Annotated in this window: 17 protein-coding genes; 7 read left to right on the top strand and 10 right to left on the bottom strand. The window is 61.6% G+C overall.

Annotated features, from left to right (window positions below; all coding sequences use genetic code 11):
- Nucleotides 1-189: 189 nt before the first annotated feature.
- Together gyrA and mtnA are read right to left on the bottom strand one after the other, a co-directional pair.
- Nucleotides 190-2,871, bottom strand: coding sequence for a DNA gyrase subunit A (gene gyrA / locus AD659_RS09040; protein ID WP_053120381.1), 2,682 nt, complete (start codon nt 2,869-2,871; stop codon nt 190-192).
- Nucleotides 2,872-3,316: 445 nt separating this feature from the next.
- Nucleotides 3,317-4,393, bottom strand: a complete 1,077-nt coding sequence (mtnA, locus tag AD659_RS09035; RefSeq protein WP_053120379.1) for an S-methyl-5-thioribose-1-phosphate isomerase — start codon at nt 4,391-4,393, stop codon at nt 3,317-3,319.
- A gap of 106 nt (nt 4,394-4,499) precedes the next feature.
- On the opposite strand from mtnA, the gene AD659_RS09030 reads away from it, so the two are divergent.
- The 5 genes from AD659_RS09030 (at nt 4,500) to AD659_RS09010 (ending at nt 9,459) form a co-directional block, all read left to right on the top strand.
- Complete coding sequence (locus tag AD659_RS09030) at nt 4,500-5,831, top strand: TRZ/ATZ family hydrolase (RefSeq protein ID WP_053120374.1); 1,332 nt, start codon at nt 4,500-4,502, stop codon at nt 5,829-5,831.
- A gap of 61 nt (nt 5,832-5,892) precedes the next feature.
- Nucleotides 5,893-6,591 (top strand): bifunctional 2-polyprenyl-6-hydroxyphenol methylase/3-demethylubiquinol 3-O-methyltransferase UbiG, encoded by a 699-nt coding sequence (gene ubiG / locus AD659_RS09025; RefSeq protein ID WP_053120369.1) that lies wholly within the window; start codon nt 5,893-5,895, stop codon nt 6,589-6,591.
- 4 nt (nt 6,592-6,595) lie between these two features.
- Nucleotides 6,596-7,267 carry an N-acetylmuramic acid 6-phosphate phosphatase MupP gene (mupP, locus tag AD659_RS09020; RefSeq protein WP_053120367.1) on the top strand — a complete coding sequence of 224 codons (672 nt, stop codon included), beginning with the start codon at nt 6,596-6,598 and terminating at the stop codon, nt 7,265-7,267.
- 173 nt (nt 7,268-7,440) lie between these two features.
- Entirely contained in the window at nt 7,441-8,181 is a 741-nt protein-coding gene (locus AD659_RS09015) for a YciK family oxidoreductase (RefSeq protein ID WP_053120365.1), read from the top strand.
- Nucleotides 8,182-8,532: 351 nt separating this feature from the next.
- Nucleotides 8,533-9,459: a GGDEF domain-containing protein gene (locus AD659_RS09010; protein ID WP_053120363.1), complete on the top strand. Its 927-nt coding sequence runs from the start codon at nt 8,533-8,535 to the stop codon at nt 9,457-9,459.
- Nucleotides 9,460-9,758: 299 nt separating this feature from the next.
- Here the strand turns inward: AD659_RS09010 and AD659_RS09005 are convergent, their stop codons facing one another.
- The 7 genes from AD659_RS09005 to AD659_RS08975 all read right to left on the bottom strand — a co-directional run bounded on the left by AD659_RS09005 (nt 9,759) and on the right by AD659_RS08975 (nt 17,764).
- Nucleotides 9,759-10,529, bottom strand: coding sequence for an iron-containing redox enzyme family protein (locus AD659_RS09005; protein ID WP_408003299.1), 771 nt, complete (start codon nt 10,527-10,529; stop codon nt 9,759-9,761).
- Between the two features lie 78 nt (nt 10,530-10,607).
- Nucleotides 10,608-13,067, bottom strand: coding sequence for an EAL domain-containing protein (locus AD659_RS09000; RefSeq protein WP_053120357.1), 2,460 nt, complete (start codon nt 13,065-13,067; stop codon nt 10,608-10,610).
- 189 nt (nt 13,068-13,256) lie between these two features.
- The gene (locus AD659_RS08995) at nt 13,257-15,083 is read right to left on the bottom strand and encodes an ABC transporter ATP-binding protein (protein WP_053120356.1); all 1,827 of its coding nucleotides are present in this window, start codon (nt 15,081-15,083) and stop codon (nt 13,257-13,259) included.
- Nucleotides 15,076-15,678, bottom strand: a complete 603-nt coding sequence (locus AD659_RS08990; protein WP_172681720.1) for a DsbA family protein — start codon at nt 15,676-15,678, stop codon at nt 15,076-15,078. The genes AD659_RS08995 and AD659_RS08990 overlap by 8 nt, the downstream gene beginning before the upstream one ends.
- Nucleotides 15,679-15,714: 36 nt before the next feature.
- On the bottom strand, nt 15,715-16,656 hold the full coding sequence (gene trhO / locus AD659_RS08985) for an oxygen-dependent tRNA uridine(34) hydroxylase TrhO (protein WP_053120354.1): 942 nt from the start codon (nt 16,654-16,656) through the stop codon (nt 15,715-15,717).
- Between the two features lie 277 nt (nt 16,657-16,933).
- Entirely contained in the window at nt 16,934-17,233 is a 300-nt protein-coding gene (locus AD659_RS08980; protein WP_053120353.1) for a BolA family protein, read from the bottom strand.
- A gap of 12 nt (nt 17,234-17,245) precedes the next feature.
- A complete protein-coding gene (locus AD659_RS08975; RefSeq protein ID WP_018602923.1) occupies nt 17,246-17,764 on the bottom strand; it encodes a DUF2059 domain-containing protein in 519 nt (172 codons plus the stop codon).
- Between the two features lie 191 nt (nt 17,765-17,955).
- Between AD659_RS08975 and AD659_RS08970 the strand changes: the two genes are divergently transcribed.
- Complete coding sequence (locus tag AD659_RS08970; RefSeq protein ID WP_053120351.1) at nt 17,956-19,350, top strand: class II fumarate hydratase; 1,395 nt, start codon at nt 17,956-17,958, stop codon at nt 19,348-19,350.
- 104 nt (nt 19,351-19,454) lie between these two features.
- Here AD659_RS08970 and AD659_RS08965 read toward each other — a convergent pair whose 3' ends face one another.
- Nucleotides 19,455-20,405 carry a DMT family transporter gene (locus AD659_RS08965; RefSeq protein ID WP_053120350.1) on the bottom strand — a complete coding sequence of 317 codons (951 nt, stop codon included), beginning with the start codon at nt 20,403-20,405 and terminating at the stop codon, nt 19,455-19,457.
- Nucleotides 20,406-20,595: 190 nt separating this feature from the next.
- Between AD659_RS08965 and AD659_RS08960 the strand changes: the two genes are divergently transcribed.
- On the top strand, nt 20,596-20,793 hold the full coding sequence (locus AD659_RS08960) for a DUF6316 family protein (protein WP_053120349.1): 198 nt from the start codon (nt 20,596-20,598) through the stop codon (nt 20,791-20,793).
- Nucleotides 20,794-20,906 lie beyond the last annotated feature (113 nt).

Genomic DNA, 20,906 nt, shown 5'->3' with positions numbered 1-20,906 from the left:
GGCTGCGCAGCGGCCCCTCTTTTTTGTGAGCGCTTCGCACTCAAGCGGGAGCAAGCTCCCTCGCCACAATGAATCAAACAAACCTCAGGAGAGCAGCATTACCCCGGCAGGGGATGGTGCAGTGTCGCAAATTTTCAAACGCAACAAACAACAAGGGGGCGAATCTTCATCCGCCCCCTGTGTGTCCGCTTAGTCCTGCGGTTCTTCTTCGTCTGCGGCAGCGTCGAGCGGTTGGTCGCCGACCGTGTCGTCGACATCGGAAACAAGGGTGCCGTCGAACGCCACGCCTTCTTCGCCTTCTTCGCCTTCCTCGCCTTCCAGCTCCTCGCCTTCGACTTCCGACGGTTCCTGAACCCGCTCAAGCCCCACCAGCGTTTCGTCGCTGGCCAGCTTGATCAGCGTCACGCCCTGGGTGTTACGGCCCAGGCTCGAGACTTCGGCGACCCGCGTACGCACCAGCGTGCCCTGGTCGGAAATCAGCATGATCTCCTCGCCATCGAGCACCTGGACAGCACCGACCAGGCGACCGTTACGGTCGTTGCTGACCATGGCGATCACGCCCTGGCCGCCACGCTTGTACTCGGGGAACTCGCTGATGGCGGTACGCTTGCCATAACCACGAGCCGAAGCGGTGAGGATCTGGCTGCCTTCTTCGGGGATCAGCATGGAAATCAGCTTCTGGCCTTCCGGCAGGCGCATACCGCGCACACCGCGGGCGGTACGGCCCATGGCACGCACGTCGGATTCCTTGAAGCGCGTAACCTTGCCGCCGTCGGAGAACAGCATGACTTCACGCTCGCCGTCGGTGATGGCAGCGGAAATCAGCACGTCACCTTCGTCCAGCTCCAGGGCGATCAGGCCGACGCTGCGCTGGCGACTGAAGGATTCCAGCGGGGTCTTCTTCACGGTGCCGTTGGCGGTGGCCATGAAGATGTAGTGACCCTCGGTGTATTCCTCCACCGGCAGCATGGTGGTGATGTACTCACCGTCGTCCAACGGCAACAGGTTGACCAGCGGACGGCCGCGGGCGGCTCGGGACGCTTCCGGGATCTCGTAGGTCTTGAGCCAGTACACCTTGCCTTTGCTGGAGAACAGCAGCAGCGTGGTGTGGCTGTTGGCGACCAACAGGTGAGCGATGTAGTCCTCGTCCTTGACGCCGGTCGCCGACTTGCCCTTGCCGCCGCGGCGCTGGGCCTGGTAGGCAGCCAGCGGCTGGGTCTTGGCGTAGCCGCCGTGGGAAATGGTCACCACGCGCTCTTCTTCCGGGATCATGTCGCCCAGGGTCAGGTCCAGGCGCGCATCGAGAATCTCGGTGCGGCGCACGTCGCCGTATTCGGCGCGGATCACTTCCAGTTCTTCGCGGATCACTTCCATCAGGCGCGTGGCGCTGTTGAGGATGCGGATCAGCTCGCCGATCTGGTTGAGGATTTCCTGGTACTCGGCCAGCAGCTTCTCGTGCTCCAGGCCGGTCAGGCGGTGCAGGCGCAGTTCCAGGATGGCCTGGGCCTGTTCCGGGGACAGGAAGTACTTGCCTTCGCGCAGGCCGTATTGCGGATCGAGATTCTCCGGGCGGCAGGAATCGGCACCGGCGCGCTCGACCATCGCCACCACCGCAGAGGATTCCCAAGGGGTGCTGACCAGCGCTTCCTTGGCTTCCGACGGCGTTGGCGAGGCCTTGATCAAGGCGATCACCGGGTCGATGTTCGACAGGGCAACGGCCTGGCCTTCGAGAATGTGACCACGCTCGCGAGCCTTGCGCAGTTCGAATACGGTACGGCGGGTGACCACTTCGCGGCGGTGACGCACGAAGGCTTCCAGCAGGTCCTTGAGGTTCAGGATCCGCGGACGGCCGTCGATCAGCGCAACGATGTTGATGCCGAATACGCTTTGCAACTGGGTCTGGGCGTAGAGGTTGTTGAGGATCACCTCAGGCACTTCGCCGCGGCGCAGCTCGATCACGACGCGCATGCCGTCCTTGTCGGACTCGTCACGCAGCTCGGTGATGCCTTCGAGCTTCTTCTCTTTCACCAGCTCGGCGATCTTCTCGATCAGGCGGGCCTTGTTCAGCTGGTAAGGCAGCTCGGTGATGACGATCTGCTGGCGACCACCGACCTTGTCGATGTCCTCGACGGTTGAGCGGGCGCGCATGTAAATGCGGCCACGGCCAGTGCGGTAGGCTTCGATGATGCCGGCGCGACCGTTGATGATCGCGGCGGTCGGGAAGTCCGGACCGGGGATGTATTGCATCAGCTCATCGACGGTCAGCTCGGGATTGTCGATGAGGGCCAGGCAACCGTCGATGACTTCACCGAGGTTGTGCGGCGGGATGTTGGTCGCCATGCCCACGGCGATACCGCTGGAGCCGTTGACGAGCAGGTTCGGGATACGGGTCGGCATGACCGCCGGGATCATTTCGGTGCCGTCGTAGTTCGGCACCCAGTCCACGGTTTCCTTGTGCAGGTCGGCCAGCAGCTCGTGGGCCAGCTTGGTCATGCGCACTTCGGTGTATCGCATGGCCGCGGCGTTGTCGCCGTCCACGGAACCGAAGTTGCCCTGGCCGTCTACCAGCAGGTAGCGCAGGGAGAATGGCTGCGCCATACGAACGATGGTGTCGTACACGGCAGTGTCGCCGTGGGGGTGATACTTACCGATCACGTCGCCGACGACACGGGCGGATTTCTTGTACGGCTTGTTGAAGTCGTTGCCCAGCTCGCTCATCGCGAACAGCACGCGCCGGTGCACGGGCTTCAAGCCATCGCGCGCATCCGGCAGCGCCCGCCCGACGATTACGCTCATTGCGTAGTCGAGGTAGGACTGTTTCAGCTCGTCTTCGATATTGACCGGGAGGATTTCTTTGGCCAGTTCGCCCATGAGAAGCCTGATTCCTTTTTCTGGTGAAACCTCGTCACATCCAGATGGGACGAACGAAGCTCGCCGCTGCAGAACAAATGCCATGCAGCGACTTACGACAAATCAACGAGTTATGCCATGGATCTGCGCAGTAAAGGCCACCTCGCGAGGCAGCCTTGGAAACCGCCGGATGTTATCACAAGAGCCGCCACGCACCTATCCCCCAGATGCGCATGGTGCGTAGTTAGTTGACCGGTGACAGGCTGATATGGGACCAGAGGGGCTTAGAAGCGCTGCGGATGGAGATTCAGGGGCCAAATGCAAGGGATTTGTTGCCTTTTAGGGCCTCATCGCGAGCAGGCTCGCTCCCACAAGGGTCCCTTATGCCTGAAACTTTAGACACACTCACTATCCACTGTGGGAGCGAGCCTGCTCGCGATGGCGGTGAAACAGACACCAAAAGTCTTCAGTGCAACCGCTTGCGGCACATCAACTGCGCCAGCTTGGCGGTGTCCGGACGCTCGATGATGCCCTTCTCGGTGACAATGACATCGATCAAATCCGCCGGTGTGACATCGAATACCGGATTGAAGGCGTCCACGTCCGCGCCGAGCCCCTTACCGCCGATTTCCAGCAGTTCGCGCTTGTCGCGCTCTTCCATCGGAATGTCGTCACCGCTGGCCAGGCTCATGTCGATGATCGAGCTCGGCGCCACCACCATGAAGCGTACGCCATGGTGCATGGCGCAGACCGCCAGCTGATAAGTGCCGATCTTGTTCGCCACATCGCCATTGGCGGCGATGCAATCGGCACCGACGATCACCCAGGTCACCCCCTTGGTCTTCATGATGTGGGCAGCGGCAGAGTCGACGTTGAGGGTCACCGGGATACCCTCGCAAGCCAGTTCCCACGCCGTCAGGCGCGAGCCCTGCAGCCAAGGCCGGGTTTCATCGGCATAGACGCGCTCCACCATGCCTTCAATGTACGCACCACGGACAACCCCCAGGGCCGTGCCGAAACCGCCGGTGGCCAGGGCGCCGGTGTTGCAGTGCGTGAGGATGGCCTGGGCGTTGCCCTGGTGCTTGCGGATCAGGTCCACGCCCAACTGGGCCATGGTCAGGTTGGCTTCGCGATCGCTCTCGTGGATGGCGATGGCTTCGGCCTCGAGCACCGCCAGCGGCTCGGCCTGCTCTTTCAAGCGCCCCAGCCGGTCGCGCATTCGATCCAGCGCCCAGAACAGGTTCGCCGCCGTCGGCCGGGCTTCGGTCAACAAGGCAAAGTCGGCTTCCAGCGCTGCTTGCCAGTCGCCGCCCTCGGCCATCCTGGCCCGCGCCGCTAGCACAACGCCATAAGCCGCACTGATGCCGATGACCGGTGCGCCACGCACTACCATCGAGCCAATGGCCTCAGCCACATCGGCGACACGGGTACAGGCGATCCAGTTCTCCTCGAACGGCAAGCTACGCTGATCCAGCAGGTACAGGACGCCATCACGCCAATCGATGGCCTTCACCTTCTCCGCAGCCAATAGTCGATCGCGCATCCTTCACCCCGTACTCATGAACAAAAGCCGCCGATTATAGCGATCCCTCCGCGAAGACGCTCGGGTATACTTCGCCATCCTTTATACCCCATGGAACCGTTCCACGATGCCCAAGCCTGCCGTTGCGCTCGACTTATTATTGCTGCCGACCTGGTTGGTGCCTGTCGAACCCGCCGGTGTAGTGTTCAAGGACCATGGCCTGGGCATTCGCGACGGTTGCATCGTGTTCATCGGCCCACGGGCAGAAGCATTGAAGTGTGACGCGGCCCAGGTCCGTGAGCTGCCCGGCATGCTGCTCAGTCCCGGCCTGATCAACGCCCACGGTCACGCGGCCATGACCTTGTTCCGCGGCCTGGCCGACGACCTGCCCTTGATGACCTGGCTGGAGCAACACATCTGGCCGGCCGAGGCCAAATGGGTCGATGAAGATTTTGTCCGCGACGGCACCAACCTGGCGATCGCCGAGCAGATCAAGGGCGGCATCACCTGCTTCTCCGACATGTATTTCTACCCCAAGATCGCCAGCACGTGCGTCCACGACAGCGGGCTCCGTGCGCAGATCGCCATTCCGATCCTCGACTTCCCGATCCCCGGAGCCGCCAGCGCCGACGAAGCCATTCGTCAGGGCATCGAGTTGTTTGGCGACCTCAAGCACCACCCACGGATCAAAGTCGCATTCGGTCCGCACGCGCCCTACACCGTAGGCGACGAGAACCTGGAGAAAATCCGCGTGATCGCCGAGGAACTGGACGCCGCCATTCACATGCATGTTCACGAAACCGCCTTCGAAGTGCAGCAGGCTGTGGATAACACAGGTGAGCGGCCGATGGCTCGCCTTGGGCGCCTTGGCCTGCTGGGGCCGCGCTTCCAGGCCGTGCACATGACTCAAATCAGCGACGAAGACCAGGCCTTGCTGGTAGAAAGCAATTGCAGCGTGATCCACTGCCCGGAATCGAACCTGAAGCTGGCCAGCGGTTTCTGCCCGGTGGAACGCCTGTGGCAAGCTGGCGTCAATGTCGCCCTTGGCAGTGACGGTGCGGCGAGCAACAACGACCTGGACCTGCTCGGCGAAACCCGCACCGCCGCCCTGCTGGCCAAGGCGGTCGCCGGTTCGGCCACGGCCCTGGACGCCCATAGGGCGCTGCGCATGGCCACGCTCAATGGCGCCCGGGCGCTGGGCATCGACGCGACCGTCGGCTCGCTGGAAGTCGGCAAGGCCGCCGATCTGGTGGCCTTCGACCTGTCGGGCCTGGCCCAGCAGCCGATCTACGACCCGGTGTCGCAGTTGATCTATGCCACCGGCCGCGATTGCGTCAAGCACCTGTGGGTGGGCGGCAAGCCGTTACTGGAAGATGGCCGTCTGACCCGCATGGACGAATCGAAACTGATCGCCACGGCCCAGGCCTGGGGCCGTCGCATCAGCGGCCACAACGAATAACCATGCCCCTTGAGCCATGGCTCGGGACACCTGATTTTTCAAGCTTTTCGAGGATCTGCACATGAGCAACGTCGACCACGCCGAAATCGCCAAATTCGAAGCCCTGGCCCATCGCTGGTGGGACCGCGAAAGCGAATTCAAACCACTGCACGACATCAACCCGCTGCGGGTCAACTGGATTGACGAACGGGTCAACCTGGCCGGCAAGAAAGTCCTCGACGTCGGTTGCGGTGGCGGCATTCTCAGCGAAGCCATGGCCCAGCGCGGGGCGACGGTGATGGGCATCGACATGGGCGAAGCGCCGCTGGCGGTGGCACAACTGCATCAGTTGGAATCCGGCGTCAGCGTGGAATACCGGCAGATCACCGCCGAAGCCCTGGCCGAAGAAATGCCCGGCCAATTCGACGTGGTCACCTGCCTGGAAATGCTCGAACACGTGCCGGACCCGTCCTCGGTCATCCGCGCTTGCTTTAGCATGGTCAAGCCGGGCGGCCAGGTGTTCTTCTCCACCATCAACCGCAACCCGAAGGCCTACCTGTTCGCCATCATCGGCGCTGAATACATCATGAAGCTGTTGCCACGCGGCACCCACGACTTCAAGAAATTCATCCGCCCTTCCGAGCTGGGCGCTTGGAGCCGCATGGCCGGACTGACGGTCAAGGACATCATCGGCCTGACCTACAACCCGCTGACCAAGCACTACAAGCTGGCCGCCGACGTTGACGTCAACTACATGATCCAAACCCTGCGCGAGGAGTAATTCGATGCGTCTCAAAGCGGTTCTCTTCGACATGGACGGCACGCTGCTCGACACCGCGCCGGATTTCATCGCCATCTGCCAGGCCATGCGCGCCGACCGTGGCTTGCCACCGATGAACACCCAGCACATTCGCGACGAGATTTCCGGCGGCGCGCGGGCGATGGTCGCGGTGACCTTTTCCATGGACCCGGAATCACCGGGGTTCGAGGAACTGCGCCAGGAATTCCTCGACCGCTACCTCAAGGGGTGCGCGGTCCATAGCCACTTGTTCGACGGCATGGCCGAGGTACTGGCCGATATCGAAGCGGCCAACCTGATCTGGGGCGTGGTTACCAATAAGCCAGTGCGTTTCGCCGAACCGATCATGCAGCAACTGGGCCTGGCCGAGCGCTCGAAAGTGCTGATCTGCCCTGACCATGTGAAAAACAGCAAGCCGGATCCGGAACCGTTGATCCTGGCGTGCAAGATGCTCGAACTGGACCCGGCCAGCGTGCTCTTCGTCGGCGATGACCTGCGGGACATCGAGTCCGGCCGCAGCGCCGGCACCAAGACCTGCGCGGTGACCTACGGCTATATCCACCCGGACGACAACCCCAAGCACTGGGGCGCGGATGTGGTGATCGATCACCCATTGGCCCTGCGCGAAGTGCTGGATAACGCGCTGTGCGGTTGCTGAGCTGATATCGCTTTTTGTGGCGAGGGAGCTTGCTCCCGTCCGGCGGCGAAGCCGTCGCCTGGGGACCGCTTCGCGGTCCAGCGGGAGCAAGCTCCCTCGCCACAAAAAGCTCGTTCGCCTTGAGCGCTGTGCGCCACCGCCCCCGTGCCGCTTTATTTTGTTGAGGTTTTTTTATGTTTGATTATTCCGCCCCCCCCGACCTGCTCAATGGCCGGGTGATCCTGGTCACCGGCGCCGGTCGCGGGATCGGGGCCGCTGCGGCGAAAGCCTACGCCGCCCATGGTGCCACGGTACTGTTACTGGGCAAGACCGAAGCCAACCTGACCCAGGTCTACGATGAAATCGAAGCGGCCGGTCATCCGCAACCGGCGGTGATCCCGTTCAACCTCGAAACCGCCCTGCCGCATCAATACGATGAACTGGCGGCGATGATCGAAACCGAGTTCGGGCATCTGGACGGCCTGCTGCACAACGCCTCGATCATCGGCCCGCGTACGCCACTGGAACAGTTGTCCGGTGAGAACTTCATGCGGGTGATGCACGTCAACGTCAACGCGATGTTCATGCTCACCAGCACCTTGCTGCCCCTGCTCAAGCTGTCCAAGGATGCGTCCGTGGTATTCACCTCCAGCAGCGTCGGCCGCAAGGGCCGGGCGTACTGGGGCGCCTACGGTGTGTCCAAGTTCGCCACCGAGGGGCTGATGCAGACCCTGGCCGACGAAGTCGATACCGTCGCCGCGGTGCGCGCCAACAGCATCAACCCCGGCGCCACCCGCACCAGCATGCGCGCCCAGGCCTATCCGGGAGAAAACCCGCTCAATAATCCAACGCCCGAAGCAATCATGCCGGTCTACCTTTACCTCATGGGCCCGGACAGCACCGGCGTCAACGGTCAGGCGTTCAACGCGCAATAATGACCCGGGCCGGCGTCGTGACGATTTACCGTCACAATGCCGGCCTTGGTCGATGCCAAACCAGGCGAACCGCCAAACCCACGTCGCGAAGCTACCGCAAGCTGTTTTCAATCCATTGATTCCTAATCGGTTTTTACCGTAATGAACCGAATGGCACGACTTTCGCTCTAACCTCTTCAAACATGCCATGTTCGGCAGGTAATGGACGTTGAGACGAGACTTATGCCTGCCATGGAAAGCGGACTAAACTCAAATCAGTTGTCCTACGGGACTGATGGACCAGTACGACGCGCAGCCCAAAGCCGCCACACCCAGCCTGCGGGACAGATTTAGCTTAGGGGCTAACGCCATATGAAAACGCCCACCCAGATCAACGCGGTCGATTTTGACAGCGCCAAATTGCAGCGCCTTGGCCTTGCCCAGCCGTCACCGCTCGCGGCACGCTCTGTCAGTCTTTCGCAATTGCGCCAGCAACTGAACCAGCAACTGCAGACCAGCCTGGAGCCCCAGCGCATCCTGGGCCTGTTTTTCCGGGAAGTTCAGCAAGTGGTGCCCCTGGATGCGTTGGCCTATCAGCATCAGGCCAGTGACCTGCGCCTGGAATTCGGGCAACGCGGGCATCACTCTCTCAGCTATAACCTCAGCCATGAAGGCGAACAGCTGGGGGAACTGGTATTCCGGCGCAACCAACGCTTCACCGAGGCAGAACAGGGCGACCTCGAATCCGTCATGTCGACGCTGCTGTATCCACTGCGCAACGCGCTGCTCTACCGTGCCGCCACCCAAAGCGCCCTACGCGATCCGCTGACCGGTACCGGCAACCGTATCGCCATGGACCAGACCCTGATGCGGGAAATCGACATGGCCAAGCGTCATTCGCAACCCTTGTCGGTGCTGATGCTCGACATCGATCATTTCAAGCGCATCAACGACAGCCATGGTCATGGCGTTGGCGACGAAGTGCTCAAGGCTGTTGCCGAGTCGATCAAGAGCCAACTGCGCAACGTGGACATGGTGTTCAGGTTTGGCGGTGAAGAATTCTTGATCCTGCTGGCCAACACCAGCCGGGATGCGGCAGCCATGGTGGGTGAACGGTTGCGTTATGCGGCCCAGGCCCAGGATTACTTCGCCGCAGGCACCCGGATCGAGCTCACGGTCAGTCTGGGGTGCGCCACCCTGCTACCGGGGGAATCCTCGGAAAGCCTGCTGCGCAGGGCCGACAGCGCGCTGTATGTGGCCAAGCGCGAAGGCCGTAACCGACTGGCGATGGCCGGCTGAAACAACGAGAGAATACAAGAACACCGACACCCTTGTGGGAGCGAGCTTGCTTCGGGCGGCGATCCGACGATGACGGCAGTACATCCAACATCTGCGCAAGCTGACCCAGCGCTATCGCGAGCAAGCTCGCTCCCACAGGGATTTGGGGTAGGGTTGAAACCAGCGCTCACCCAAAAACAACTGTGGGAGCGAGCCTGCTCGCGATAGCGGCCTGTCAATCAACCTCCCCGTCGACTGTCAGACCTCTTCGCGAGCAGGCTCGCTCCCACATGGGTTGTGGCTATCTGTAGCGGTAGTAATCAGCTCCCGGCCAATGCCAGGCGCTCACGCGTCGATGACGCCCTGCTGGCAGGCTCCGACTGTTCCAGTTGCATGCATCGCTCCAGGAACAGATACATGTAGTCATAGCTCTTGCACACAGCCTGGCGCAGCTCCGTTTGCAAGGCCTTGCTCGGGTTCATCCCCGCCAGCGTACAGATGATTTCCAGGGCTTCCCAAGGATGGGCATCGTCGTACTGGGCATGCATCTTCAGCCATTTCATCGCGCGCTTGCGGTCTTCCTCGGCGAAGGCCGCCGCGTAGACACCGCTGGAACACACCAGCGCCGACCACTCTCCCGTGGCGCCCTCGATGGCATAGTTGGTCGCGGCGATGGCCACGATCAGCGAGTCCGAGGAACTGGTGTGCCAGCACCAGTGGCTCAAGGCATGAAGCTCAGGCGGTACCTGCTGGGCCTGCAAATCTTCCAGGGTCACGCCATGGGCGGCGCTCCAGTTGACCCAGTAGTCGGCATGGTTGAGTTCGACACGAATGTTACGCATCAGCCAACGACGCGCCATGTCCTCGCCGGGATGGCGGGCAAAGCGGGTCTTGGTGAGGTTCTGTGCCATGTATAAAGCAAACTGTTCGACGACCGGCCAACCACCAATGAGGTAGTGGCGCATGGTCTTGGCGCTGAGCTTGTTGTCGCGCATGCGCTGATACAGTTCGTGTTCTACAACCCGGCGCTTGCTCTCGCTGCAATCGGTAATGAGCTGCTGTGCCCATTTCGGATAGCTTGTGGCGTCCATGAGCGGGCCTGTTCGGTTGAATGTGTCGATCACTGTCGGGCTCCTTTTGATTGTGATTTCTTCGGATCAACAAGCGTTTCAGCGGAACGTGCCGGGCGCCTTGAACAACAGCGGCTGGGGCCGGGCCGGCCGACATTGCAACGTGTCGCAGGTAAACAATTGCGGGCGTTCGATCACATACCCCTGAGCGTAGTCCACCCCTATCTCCAGCAATGCCTGCTCGATCTGGGCGGTTTCTACAAACTCGGCAATCGTGCGCTTACCCATCACATGGCCGATGTGATTGATCACTTCGACCATTGCACGGTTAATCGGGTCGTCCAGCATATCCTTTACGAAACTCCCGTCGATCTTCAAGAAGTCTACAGGTAAATGTTTCAGGTAAGCGAATGAAGACATTCCGGCGCAAAAGTCATCCAGCGAGAAATAACATCCCAAGCTCTTGAGTTCATTGATAAAGCGGATCGCACTGCCCAAATTCGAAATAGCGCTGGTCTCTGTAATTTCAAAACAAATCATTTCCGGCGGAATCGAGTAGGCGGCGAACTGTTTACGCAAGAAGTCGAGGAACGCCTGATCTCCGATAGTTGTGCCTGACAGATTAATCGCACACATCGCCATGGGACCCTGTCGCGATTCATTCAGGCACTGGCGGATGATCTTGAAGACGTTCTCCACCACCCAACGATCCAGGGAAGTCATCAGGCCATAACGTTCCGCCGCCGGAATGAAGCTGTCCGGCAGGATCATCCGCCCGGCTTCGTCATGCAGGCGCAGCAGGATCTCGATATGCCCGCCGCCATGGTCGCCCGGGCCCAACGCAGCGATTTCCTGGGCGTAGAGGCAGAAGCGGTTTTCCTCCAGGGCCATGTGCAAGCGCTGAACCCAAGCCATCTCGCCAAAGCGCAGGGACAACTCCGAGTCGTCGGCGTGATAGACCTGGACCCGGTTGCGCCCCTTCTCCTTGGCCATATAGCAGGCCATGTCGGCGGCCCGCAGGGATGCCTCCAGGGTCGTCGGCGTCTGGGCGATATGCACAAGACCGATGCTCACGGTGGTCACGAACGGCCGGCCTTTCCAGACAAAGTGCAGGTTCTGCACGGTCTGGCGCAGGCCATCGGCGATCTTTTCCGCCGCCTCCGGCGAACAATTCTCCAGCAGGATCCCGAACTCATCCCCACCCAACCGGGCCAGGGTGTCATTTTCCCGCAACCCTGATTGCAGCAAGGCGCAGATATGCCGCAACAACTCATCGCCCGCCGCATGGCCACAGGTGTCGTTGACCAGCTTGAACTGGTCCAGGTCGAGGAACATCAAGGCATGGCGCCCGACCTGGCGCGTGAGGTTGTGCAACGCCTGTTCGAGGCGATACTCGAATTCCCGGCGATTGGCCAGGCCGGTCAAGGCGTCATGGGTGGCCTGCCATGACAGGTTGGCGATGTATTGCCGCTCCTGGGTCATGTCGTGCAGCACCAGCACCGCGCCACTGACCTTGCCCGCATGGCGGATCGGCGCACCCACCAGGGTGACCGACACGGTGCTGCCATCCAACCGCTGGATCAGTTTCGAATGTTCGCTGGCGCCGCTGAGCCGACCACTGAGGATGTGCTCGATCAGTGTCAGCCCCTCGGTCTGGGCATTGTCATCGAGCAAATTGAACAGCGCGGCCAGGGGCAAGCCCGTGGCGTGTTCGGCCTTCCAATGGGTCATCGCTTCGGCGGCGGGGTTCATGTAGGCGATGGCGCCCTCGACATCGGTGGTGATCACCCCGTCACCAATGGATTGCAGGGTGATCTGCGCCCGCTCTTTCTCCATCTGCAGCGCATTGGCGAATACCTGCCGCTGGGCCAGCAACTTATGGGTACGCAACAACGCCAGGACGATCAACCCCAGGGCGGTGGCGAAATTGGTCACCAACAACAACCGCAGGATGAAACGCGAGCCCTCGCCCAGCGCGTCGCTGAACGCCTTGGCAGCCGGGGTGACTGAATCGTTGATGGCAAATATCTGGGCCTTCCAGCCGCGGATATCCGTCTCCGAAGCCCGGCCTGCAGTAATGCTGCTGTGCATCTGCCGGGCGACGTTATCCAGCTCGATCAGATAGCCGTCGCCCACCGTCCAGAGATCGATGGCTTCTTCCAGGTAACTGAAGTGACGGAAATTCAGATAAAGCCAGATCAGGCTGGACACATCGTCCGGGTGATTGCCACCCTTGAGGATACCCGCCCGCGCCGCTTCCAGGTCCGGCGGTGCGCGATCCAGCGCCACCCGCAGTTCATGGCCGCCCTCGGGTACGGCGATGGCTTGCTGGTATTTGCGGAAAATCGCCTCGTCGCGGCTGTCGGCGTAGAGGTTGAGGTAATAGATGGCGTCTTTCTGCCCCTTGGACCAGAGACTTTCCCCCGCCACGTAGCCGCGAACCGCGGACAACACGTAGAGGCTGACACCGCCCAGCAATGCCTGAAATAGCACAACGGCGATAAAGGGCCAGACGATGCCCAGCAGCCGTGGCGTTCCGAGAGTCTGCTTTTGCTTCATGAGGTCCCTTGCACAGGTATTGCCGGACGAACACCCGCCAGAATTCCGCTCCTGACTCAATAGCCTAGGCTAGTTTTCGACCCTTCGAATGAATGGATGAACAGATCGACAGACTTTGCGTGGAATTTGGGAAAAACGGTGGGTTTGCCTGCTTTTTTTCGATACTAAGCGCAGAAAACCGCTGGAAACTCAAGGCTGCTGTATCTGCTGCAAATGACCGTAGAGTCGAGCGTACAGCCCTCCCTCGGCAATCAACTGCAAATGGTCGCCGTCTTCGGCGATTTGCCCACCGTCGAACACCAAGACCCGATCAGCCTGTTTCACCGCCGAGAGCCGGTGGGCAATGATCAACGTGGTGCGCGCACTCAAAAAGCGCGCCAGGGCCTGATGAAGGTTGTACTCGGTGGCCGCGTCCAGGGCCGAGGTAGCTTCGTCGAGAATCACCACCCGTGGGTCGGCCAGTACCATGCGGGCGATGGCCAGCCGTTGGCGCTGCCCGCCCGACAACCGCACCCCGGAACGCCCCACTACGCTTCCCAGGCCTTGGGGCAACGCCCGTACCGTGGCGTCGAGCTGAGCGATTTCCAGTGCCCGCCAGCAATCGTCGTCGCTGCACTCGCGGCCCATGGCGAGGTTGGCCCGCACCGTGTCGTTGAACAGCGCCGGATGCTGCAACACCACGGCAACATTCTCCCGGATGGTTTCCAGGCCAATCTCCTGCTGCGTGGCGCCACCGAAACGAATGCTGCCCGACTGGGGCGTGTACAGCCCCAGTAACAACTGCACCAAGGTGCTCTTGCCGCCGCCGCTGGCCCCGACGATGGCGACTTTCTCCCCTGGCGAGATGGACAGGTTCAACTGGTCGAGCACCAGCTCCTCGCCGTAACCGAAACTCAACCCCCGGATCTCGATGCCCACGGTGTCACGGCCCTTGAAGGGGTCGACGACGCCCGTATACTGCGGCTCGTCGGCCCGGGCCAGCAGCTCATTGATTCGATTCAAGGCGCCGCCGGCCGCGTAATAGGCGTACTGCAGGTTCAACAGTTGCTCGACCGGACCGATCATGAACCAGAGGTAGCTGAACACCGCCAGCATCTGGCCGATGGACAGATCGGAAAAGACTACGGTGAGCATGGCCGCCGCGCGAAAAATATCGATGCCGAACTGGAACAGCAAGCCACTGGCGCGGTTCGAAGCGTCGGTTTTCCACTGTGAGTTCACGGCGTAATCGCGGACTTCCTTGGCACGCCCCCCCAAGCGCCCAAGGAAATAGCCCTGGCGGTTGCCGGCGCGCACTTCCTGGATGGCATCCAGGGTTTCGGTCAAGGCCTGGGTGAAACGCGAAGTGCTGTCGTTCTCCAGTTTCTTGAGGTGCTTGACCCGCTTGCCCAGTTGCACCGTGGCGTAGATCACCAGCGGGTTGAACAGCAGGATCAACAGCGCCAGCTCCCAGTGCATCCACACCAGGATCCCGGCAGTGCCTACCAGGGTCAGCATCGCCACCAGGAAACGGCTGAGGGTTTCGCCGATGAATTTGTCGAGGGTGTCCAGGTCGGTGACCAGGTGGGCCGCCACGGTGCCGCTGCCCAGGCTTTCGTACTCACCCAAGGAAATTCGCTTGAGGCGTTCGATCAAGCGGATGCGAATGCGATAGACAAGGTCCTTGGCCAGCCGGGCGAACAAGCGCGCCTGCACCACGTTGAACAGCAAGGCGCCACAACGCAGGGCCAGGGTCGCCAGCAACATCAGCCCGATATAACCGGCTGAGCTCTGCCACGCCGTGGGCAAGGCATGGTTCATGACTTTCAAGGCTGCATCGCCGTGGCCCAGCAGGACTTCGTCCACCAGCAACGGCAACAGCAACGGAATCGGCACGCTGCACAGCGTCGCCAACACGGCCACGCCGTTGGCGATCCATAGGGCTTTTTTATGCTTGAGGGCCAGGCGACGGATCTCCGCCCAGCTCAACCGGTCGATGCGCGGCGCCGCCGATGGGTCTGGCGGCCGCTCAGGCACAGGTCGCGCGCTCCAGCCAGCGGCCCAGCAACGGCGACAACTGGCTCAGGGGCTGGTAGCCATTGGTCAGCAAGGCCAACTGGCCGTCGCGCTCAGCCAACAGCGTGGGGAACCCGGCAATGCCCAAGTCCTGTACCCAGGTGAAATCCGCCGCAGTGGCCGCATGTTGGTCGGCGCGGTCGAAGGCCGCGGCGAATTCGATGCGTGGCAATCCGGCCTGTTCGGCCAGCTCGACCAGGACGCTGGCGTGGGTGACGTCGCGGCCTTGCACATAAAAGGCCTCCTGGATCAGCTTCACCAGCTTCCAGGCCAGGTCCGGGGCCAGGCTGCGGGCCGTCACCAATGCCCGGCAGGCCGGCTCGGTGTCGTAGACGAAACCGTCCGGCAACGCGCCTTCAAGCTTGAAGGGCTGGCCAGTGGCCTGGGTCACGGCCTGCCAGTGCTCAAGGATGTAGCGCCGGGTGGTCGGCTCCAGCGCCGAACCGCTGCCGGTGCGCAAACCGCCCACCACCAGGTGCAACTCCACACCCGCGGCGTGCGCCTGCTCGACCAATGCCTCGGCCACCGGCGCAAAACCCCAGCACCAGGAACACATCGGGTCCATCACATAGAGCAGGCGTGACGCCATGGTTCAAGCCTCGGAAGATGTCTGCTTGTAGTTGTAGCCGATCGGGTGCGGCATGTTGCGCGCCTTGGCCAACTCGATCTGCTTCTGCCGGTCGATGGCGCTGCGACGGGTTTTCTCGCTCAGCTTATCCCAGCAATGCGGGCAACTGATGCCAGGCACATAGTGCTCCGAAGCGCGGTCTTCGACGCTCACCGGAGTACGACAAGCGTGACATTGATCGTAGTCCCCTTCGCTGAGGTCGTGGCGAACGGTCACGCGGTTATCGAACACGAAGCAGTCGCCGCGCCACTTGGTTTCTTCCCGAGGGACCTCTTCGAGGTATTTCAGGATGCCGCCCTTGAGGTGATAGACCTCGTCGAAACCCTGGCCGAGCATGTAGCTGGAGGCTTTTTCACAACGAATGCCGCCGGTGCAGAACATCGCGACTTTCTTGTGCCTGGCCGGGTCGAAGTGGGCCTTGATGTACTCGGGGAACTCGCGAAAGCTGGTGGTCTTGGGGTCGATGGCGCCTTCGAAGGTGCCGATGGACACTTCGTAATCGTTGCGGGTGTCGATCAACAACACTTCCGGATCGCTGATCAGTGCGTTCCAGTCCTGCGGCTCGACGTAGGTGCCGACCTGCTTGTTCGGGTCCACACCTTCGACGCCGAGGGTGACGATTTCTTTCTTGAGCTTGACCTTGGTGCGGTAGAACGGCTGCTCGTCGCAGTACGACTCTTTATGGTCGATGTCGATCATGCGCGGATCGTTCTTGAGCCAGGCCAGCAGGCCATCGATGCCTTCGCGGGTGCCGGAGACGGTGCCGTTGATGCCTTCTTGGGCGATCAGCAGCGTGCCTTTGATGCCGTTGTCGAGCATGGCCTTGAGCAGGGGCTCACGCAGTTCGACGTAATCTTCAAGGGTGACGAACTTATACAGTGCCGCCACGACAATGGGTTGTGCCATGGGTGTTTCTCCAGGTGGCTACCCTCGTAAAGGGTGAACCGGATGCGAAAAAAAACGCGCCGGGTGAGCGGCGCGTTGCGGATTCTAACAAAAACAAGGTGGCTTTAGGAGGAGCCTTTGTGGCGAGGGAGCTTGCTCCCGCTGGGTTGCGCAGCAGCCCCAAAAACTGATTGGGATCAGCCTGACACGACGCTGATTGGCTTGGGGGCCGCTTCGCAGCCCAGCGGGAGCAAGCTCCCTCGCCACAAAAGCGCCCTCGCCATAACAGGTTGCCCAGTCAGGGCTTGCTGCCACCGGCACAGGTCGGCGAAGCCGGCGCGGCGTCGATCTGCGCCCACTCCTCTGGCGTGTAGGTGTGCAGCGCCAACGCATGGAATTCGCCCATCAGCTCGCCCAGCGTGCCGTAGACTTTCTGGTGGCGCTTGACGCGATTGAGCCCTTCGAACTGCTGGCTGACCACCACGGCCTTGAAGTGAGTCTGCAGGCCACGACTGTGCATGTGGCTTTCATCCAGCACTTGCAAGTGCTCGGGCTGCAAGAGCCCGAGCGTCGATTCGATGCGTTGTTGCATGCTCATACCGGGCTCCGCTTACGGCTTTTTCTTGGCTGGAGCGGCTTTTGGCTCGAGCTCGGCCGTCATGTCCGCCAGCAGCTTGTTGACCACTGGCACCGCGCTTTCAAGCTTGGCCTGGGTCAACTGGGCCGATTGCTGGGTCAGTTGCGGCATTTTCTCCAGGACTTTCTTGCCCAGTGGCGACTGGTAGAAAGCGACCAGGTCCTTGAGCTCCGACTCGCTGAAGTTGCTGGTGTAGAGCTTGACCATGTCCGGCTTGAGCTTGTTCCAGCCGATGGCTTGGTCCAGCGCGGCATTGGCCTTGGCCTGGTAGGTTTCCAGGGTGGCTTTTTTCGACTCAGGGGCTTTGGTCTGCTCAAAGCGCTGGGCAAACATCTGCTGCACTTGCATGTACACCGGCGTGCCGAGCTTGTCAGCATGCGCCAGGGTCAGGAACGCTTCGGCGCTGGCGTTGTGGCTGGCGGTATCGGCGAAAACAGGGCCGCTGGCACACACCAGAGCAACTGCGGTACAGATGGCACGAAGACGGGTCATCGAGTTTCCTTTCATTACAGGCGAGGTAAAACCCCAAGGGCGACCATTCTGCGCCTAAAAAACGCCGGGCCTCAACCCCGATGCTTGTCGGGTCCGATTGACGGGCCGGAGCGACTGCTCCTAGATTGAGGGAACCGGTGCCGCCCATCCGGGCCTAAACTGCGCATTCAGCCTTTAAGGAGTTTGACCCGATGAGCCGTATCGAAACCGACAGCCTTGGCCAGGTTGAAGTCCCGGACGACGCCTACTGGGGCGCCCAGACGCAGCGTTCCATGATCAACTTCGCCATTGGCAACGAACGCATGCCGCTGTCGGTGTTGCACGCCTTGGCGCTGATCAAGAAAGCCGCCGCGCGGGTCAATGATCGCAATGGCGACCTCCCCGCCGACATCGCCCGCCTGATCGAACAGGCCGCCGACGAAGTGCTGGACGGTCAGCATGACGACCAGTTCCCGCTGGTGGTCTGGCAGACCGGCAGCGGGACCCAGAGCAACATGAACGTCAACGAGGTGATCGCCGGGCGCGCCAACGAACTGGCCGGCAACCCCCGCGGCGGCAAGAGCCCGGTACACCCCAACGACCACGTCAACCGCTCGCAGAGTTCCAACGACTGCTTCCCCACGGCGATGCATATCGCCGCCGCCCAGGCCGTCCATCAGCAATTGCTACCGGCTATCAGCGAACTGTCCGGCGGCCTGGCGGAGCTGGCGGCGCGCCACATGAAGCTGGTCAAGACCGGCCGCACCCACATGATGGATGCCACGCCGATCACCTTCGGCCAGGAACTGTCGGCGTTCATTGCCCAGCTTGATTACGCCGAACGGGCAATCCGCGCCGCGCTGCCGGCAGTCTGCGAACTGGCTCAGGGCGGCACAGCCGTGGGCACCGGGCTCAATTCACCCCATGGTTTCGGCGAAGCGATCGCCGCTGAACTGGCGGCGCTGTCGGGCCTGCCATTCGTCACCGCACCGAACAAATTTGCCGCGCTGGCCGGCCACGAACCGCTGACCTCGTTGTCCGGCGCGCTGAAGACCCTCGCCGTGACCCTGATGAAAATCGCCAACGACCTGCGCCTGCTGGGCTCCGGGCCACGGGCCGGGTTCGCCGAGGTGAAATTGCCAGCCAACGAACCCGGCAGCTCCATCATGCCCGGCAAGGTCAACCCGACCCAGTGCGAAGCCTTGTCGATGCTGGCCTGCCAAGTCATGGGCAACGACGTGACCATCGGTTTTGCCGCCAGCCAGGGGCATTTGCAGTTGAACGTGTTCAAACCGGTGATCATCCACAACCTGCTGCAATCGATTCGCCTGTTGGCCGACGGCTGCAGCAACTTCCAACAGCACTGCATCGCCGGACTCGAGCCGGATGCCGAACAGATGGCCGCGCACTTGGAGCGTGGGTTGATGCTGGTGACCGCGCTGAACCCGCACATCGGCTATGACAAGTCAGCGGAAATCGCCAAGAAGGCCTACGGCGAAGGACTGACCTTGCGCGAGGCGGCGCTACAACTGGGGTACCTGACCGATGATGAATTCGATGCCTGGGTGAGGCCGGAGAATATGTTGGAGGCCGGTAGCCAGGGCTAACGCCAGCCCTGTGGGAGCGAGCTTGCTCGCGATGAGGCGGGCAGGCTCGACATCTCTATTGCCTGTCAGACCGCCATCGCGAGCAAGCTCGCTCCCACAGGGGGCTAACGCCCCACACGCCGGGCCCTGAGCCCGGCGATCAGCGAGGGCCCCAGCGCGACCAGCGCCGACCCCAGCACCACCAGCACCGCCCCGCCATAGCCCAACAGATTGATCTGCTCGGCATGGACATAAGCAGGCCACCACCAGGCCGCCATCGCCACCGCGGCGAAGGTCACCAGCGGCGTGATCGCCAGGGTCGCGCTGACCCGCGACGCTTCCCAGTGGGCCAAGGCTTCGGCAAACGCGCCATAGGCAATCAGAGTGTTGAGGCAGCAAGCGAGTAACAACCAGCCTTGCAGCGGACTCAATTGCAGCGCCTCCAATGGATGCACCCAGGGCGTTAGCAGTAGCGCGCAGAACAGGTAGATCACCATCATCACCTGCAATGAATTCCACACCGTCAACAATTGCTTCTGGCCCAGGGCATAGAAGGTCCAGACCGTCGACGCCAGCAACACCATCAGCACCCCGGCGGTGTAGTCACTCAGGGACGTCAGCAACTCGCCCAGGCGCTGATTGAAAAACAGGGTGAAACCGATCAGTAGCACCAGCAGGCCAATGCCCTGCCCCACGCTGAACCGCTCCTTGAACACGAACAGGCTGGCGACCAGCAACATGATCGGCCCCATCTGCACCACCAGTTGCGCAGTCCCGGGGCTCAAGCGGTTCAGGCCCATCAGGTACAATACATAGTTGCCCACCAGCCCAAGCACGGCCATCGCCACCAGCCAGCCGCCGCGCGGGCCGAGAACCTTGCGACTGGGCAGGCGCCGAGTGGCAGTCAAATAGATGAACAGCAAACCGCCAGACACCAGCAAGCGAAACCAGGTCACGGTGACCGGGTCCATCACCTGCAGCACTTGCTTGAGCTTGATCGGCAGGATTCCCCAGAGCAGGGCCGTCAACAGGGCGAGGAACAAGCCGTAGACCCAGCGACCGGACGATATGTGCATGCAACCCTCGAAGCCCAAGACAAAGAACGCATTCTAGGCATCTATCGCCAAGCAACACAGGAACAGTTGGGGATTAATTGGACCGGCCATGGACATGGCACATGGCCGCCTATCGGCTGGCCAAGCAGCCATCAGCGTCTGGTTCTAAACTTCACTCAACCTGTTCCCGCCGCCCTTTTTGGAGCCCCTCATGCTTGGCAAACGCGCCCAGGACCTCGCCCCTGCGATGGTCTTTCCCAGTGACCGGATTTGCCGCATCAACGGCGAATTTTACTTCAATACCCGGGAAGGCACCCAGGAAGGGCCATTCGCCAGTCGCGAGGAGGCGATGCGGGAGGTGGAGGCGTATGTCCAACGGATGCTGCAATTGACTCAGGTCGCCAGCTAAACACTCCCACGGCTGGCGCAACACTCTTGTGGCGAGGGAGCTTGCTCCCGCTGGGTCGCGAAGCGGCCCCCTGCACCATCGATAAACCGCATCGACCGGTTGACGACTGCTTC

The sequence above is a fragment of the Pseudomonas thivervalensis genome, assembly GCF_001269655.1.
Taxonomy (GTDB): Bacteria; Pseudomonadota; Gammaproteobacteria; order Pseudomonadales; family Pseudomonadaceae; genus Aquipseudomonas; species Aquipseudomonas thivervalensis.
Note: the sequence above shows the minus strand (reverse complement) of the source record. Positions and strands in the feature narration are given on the sequence as shown.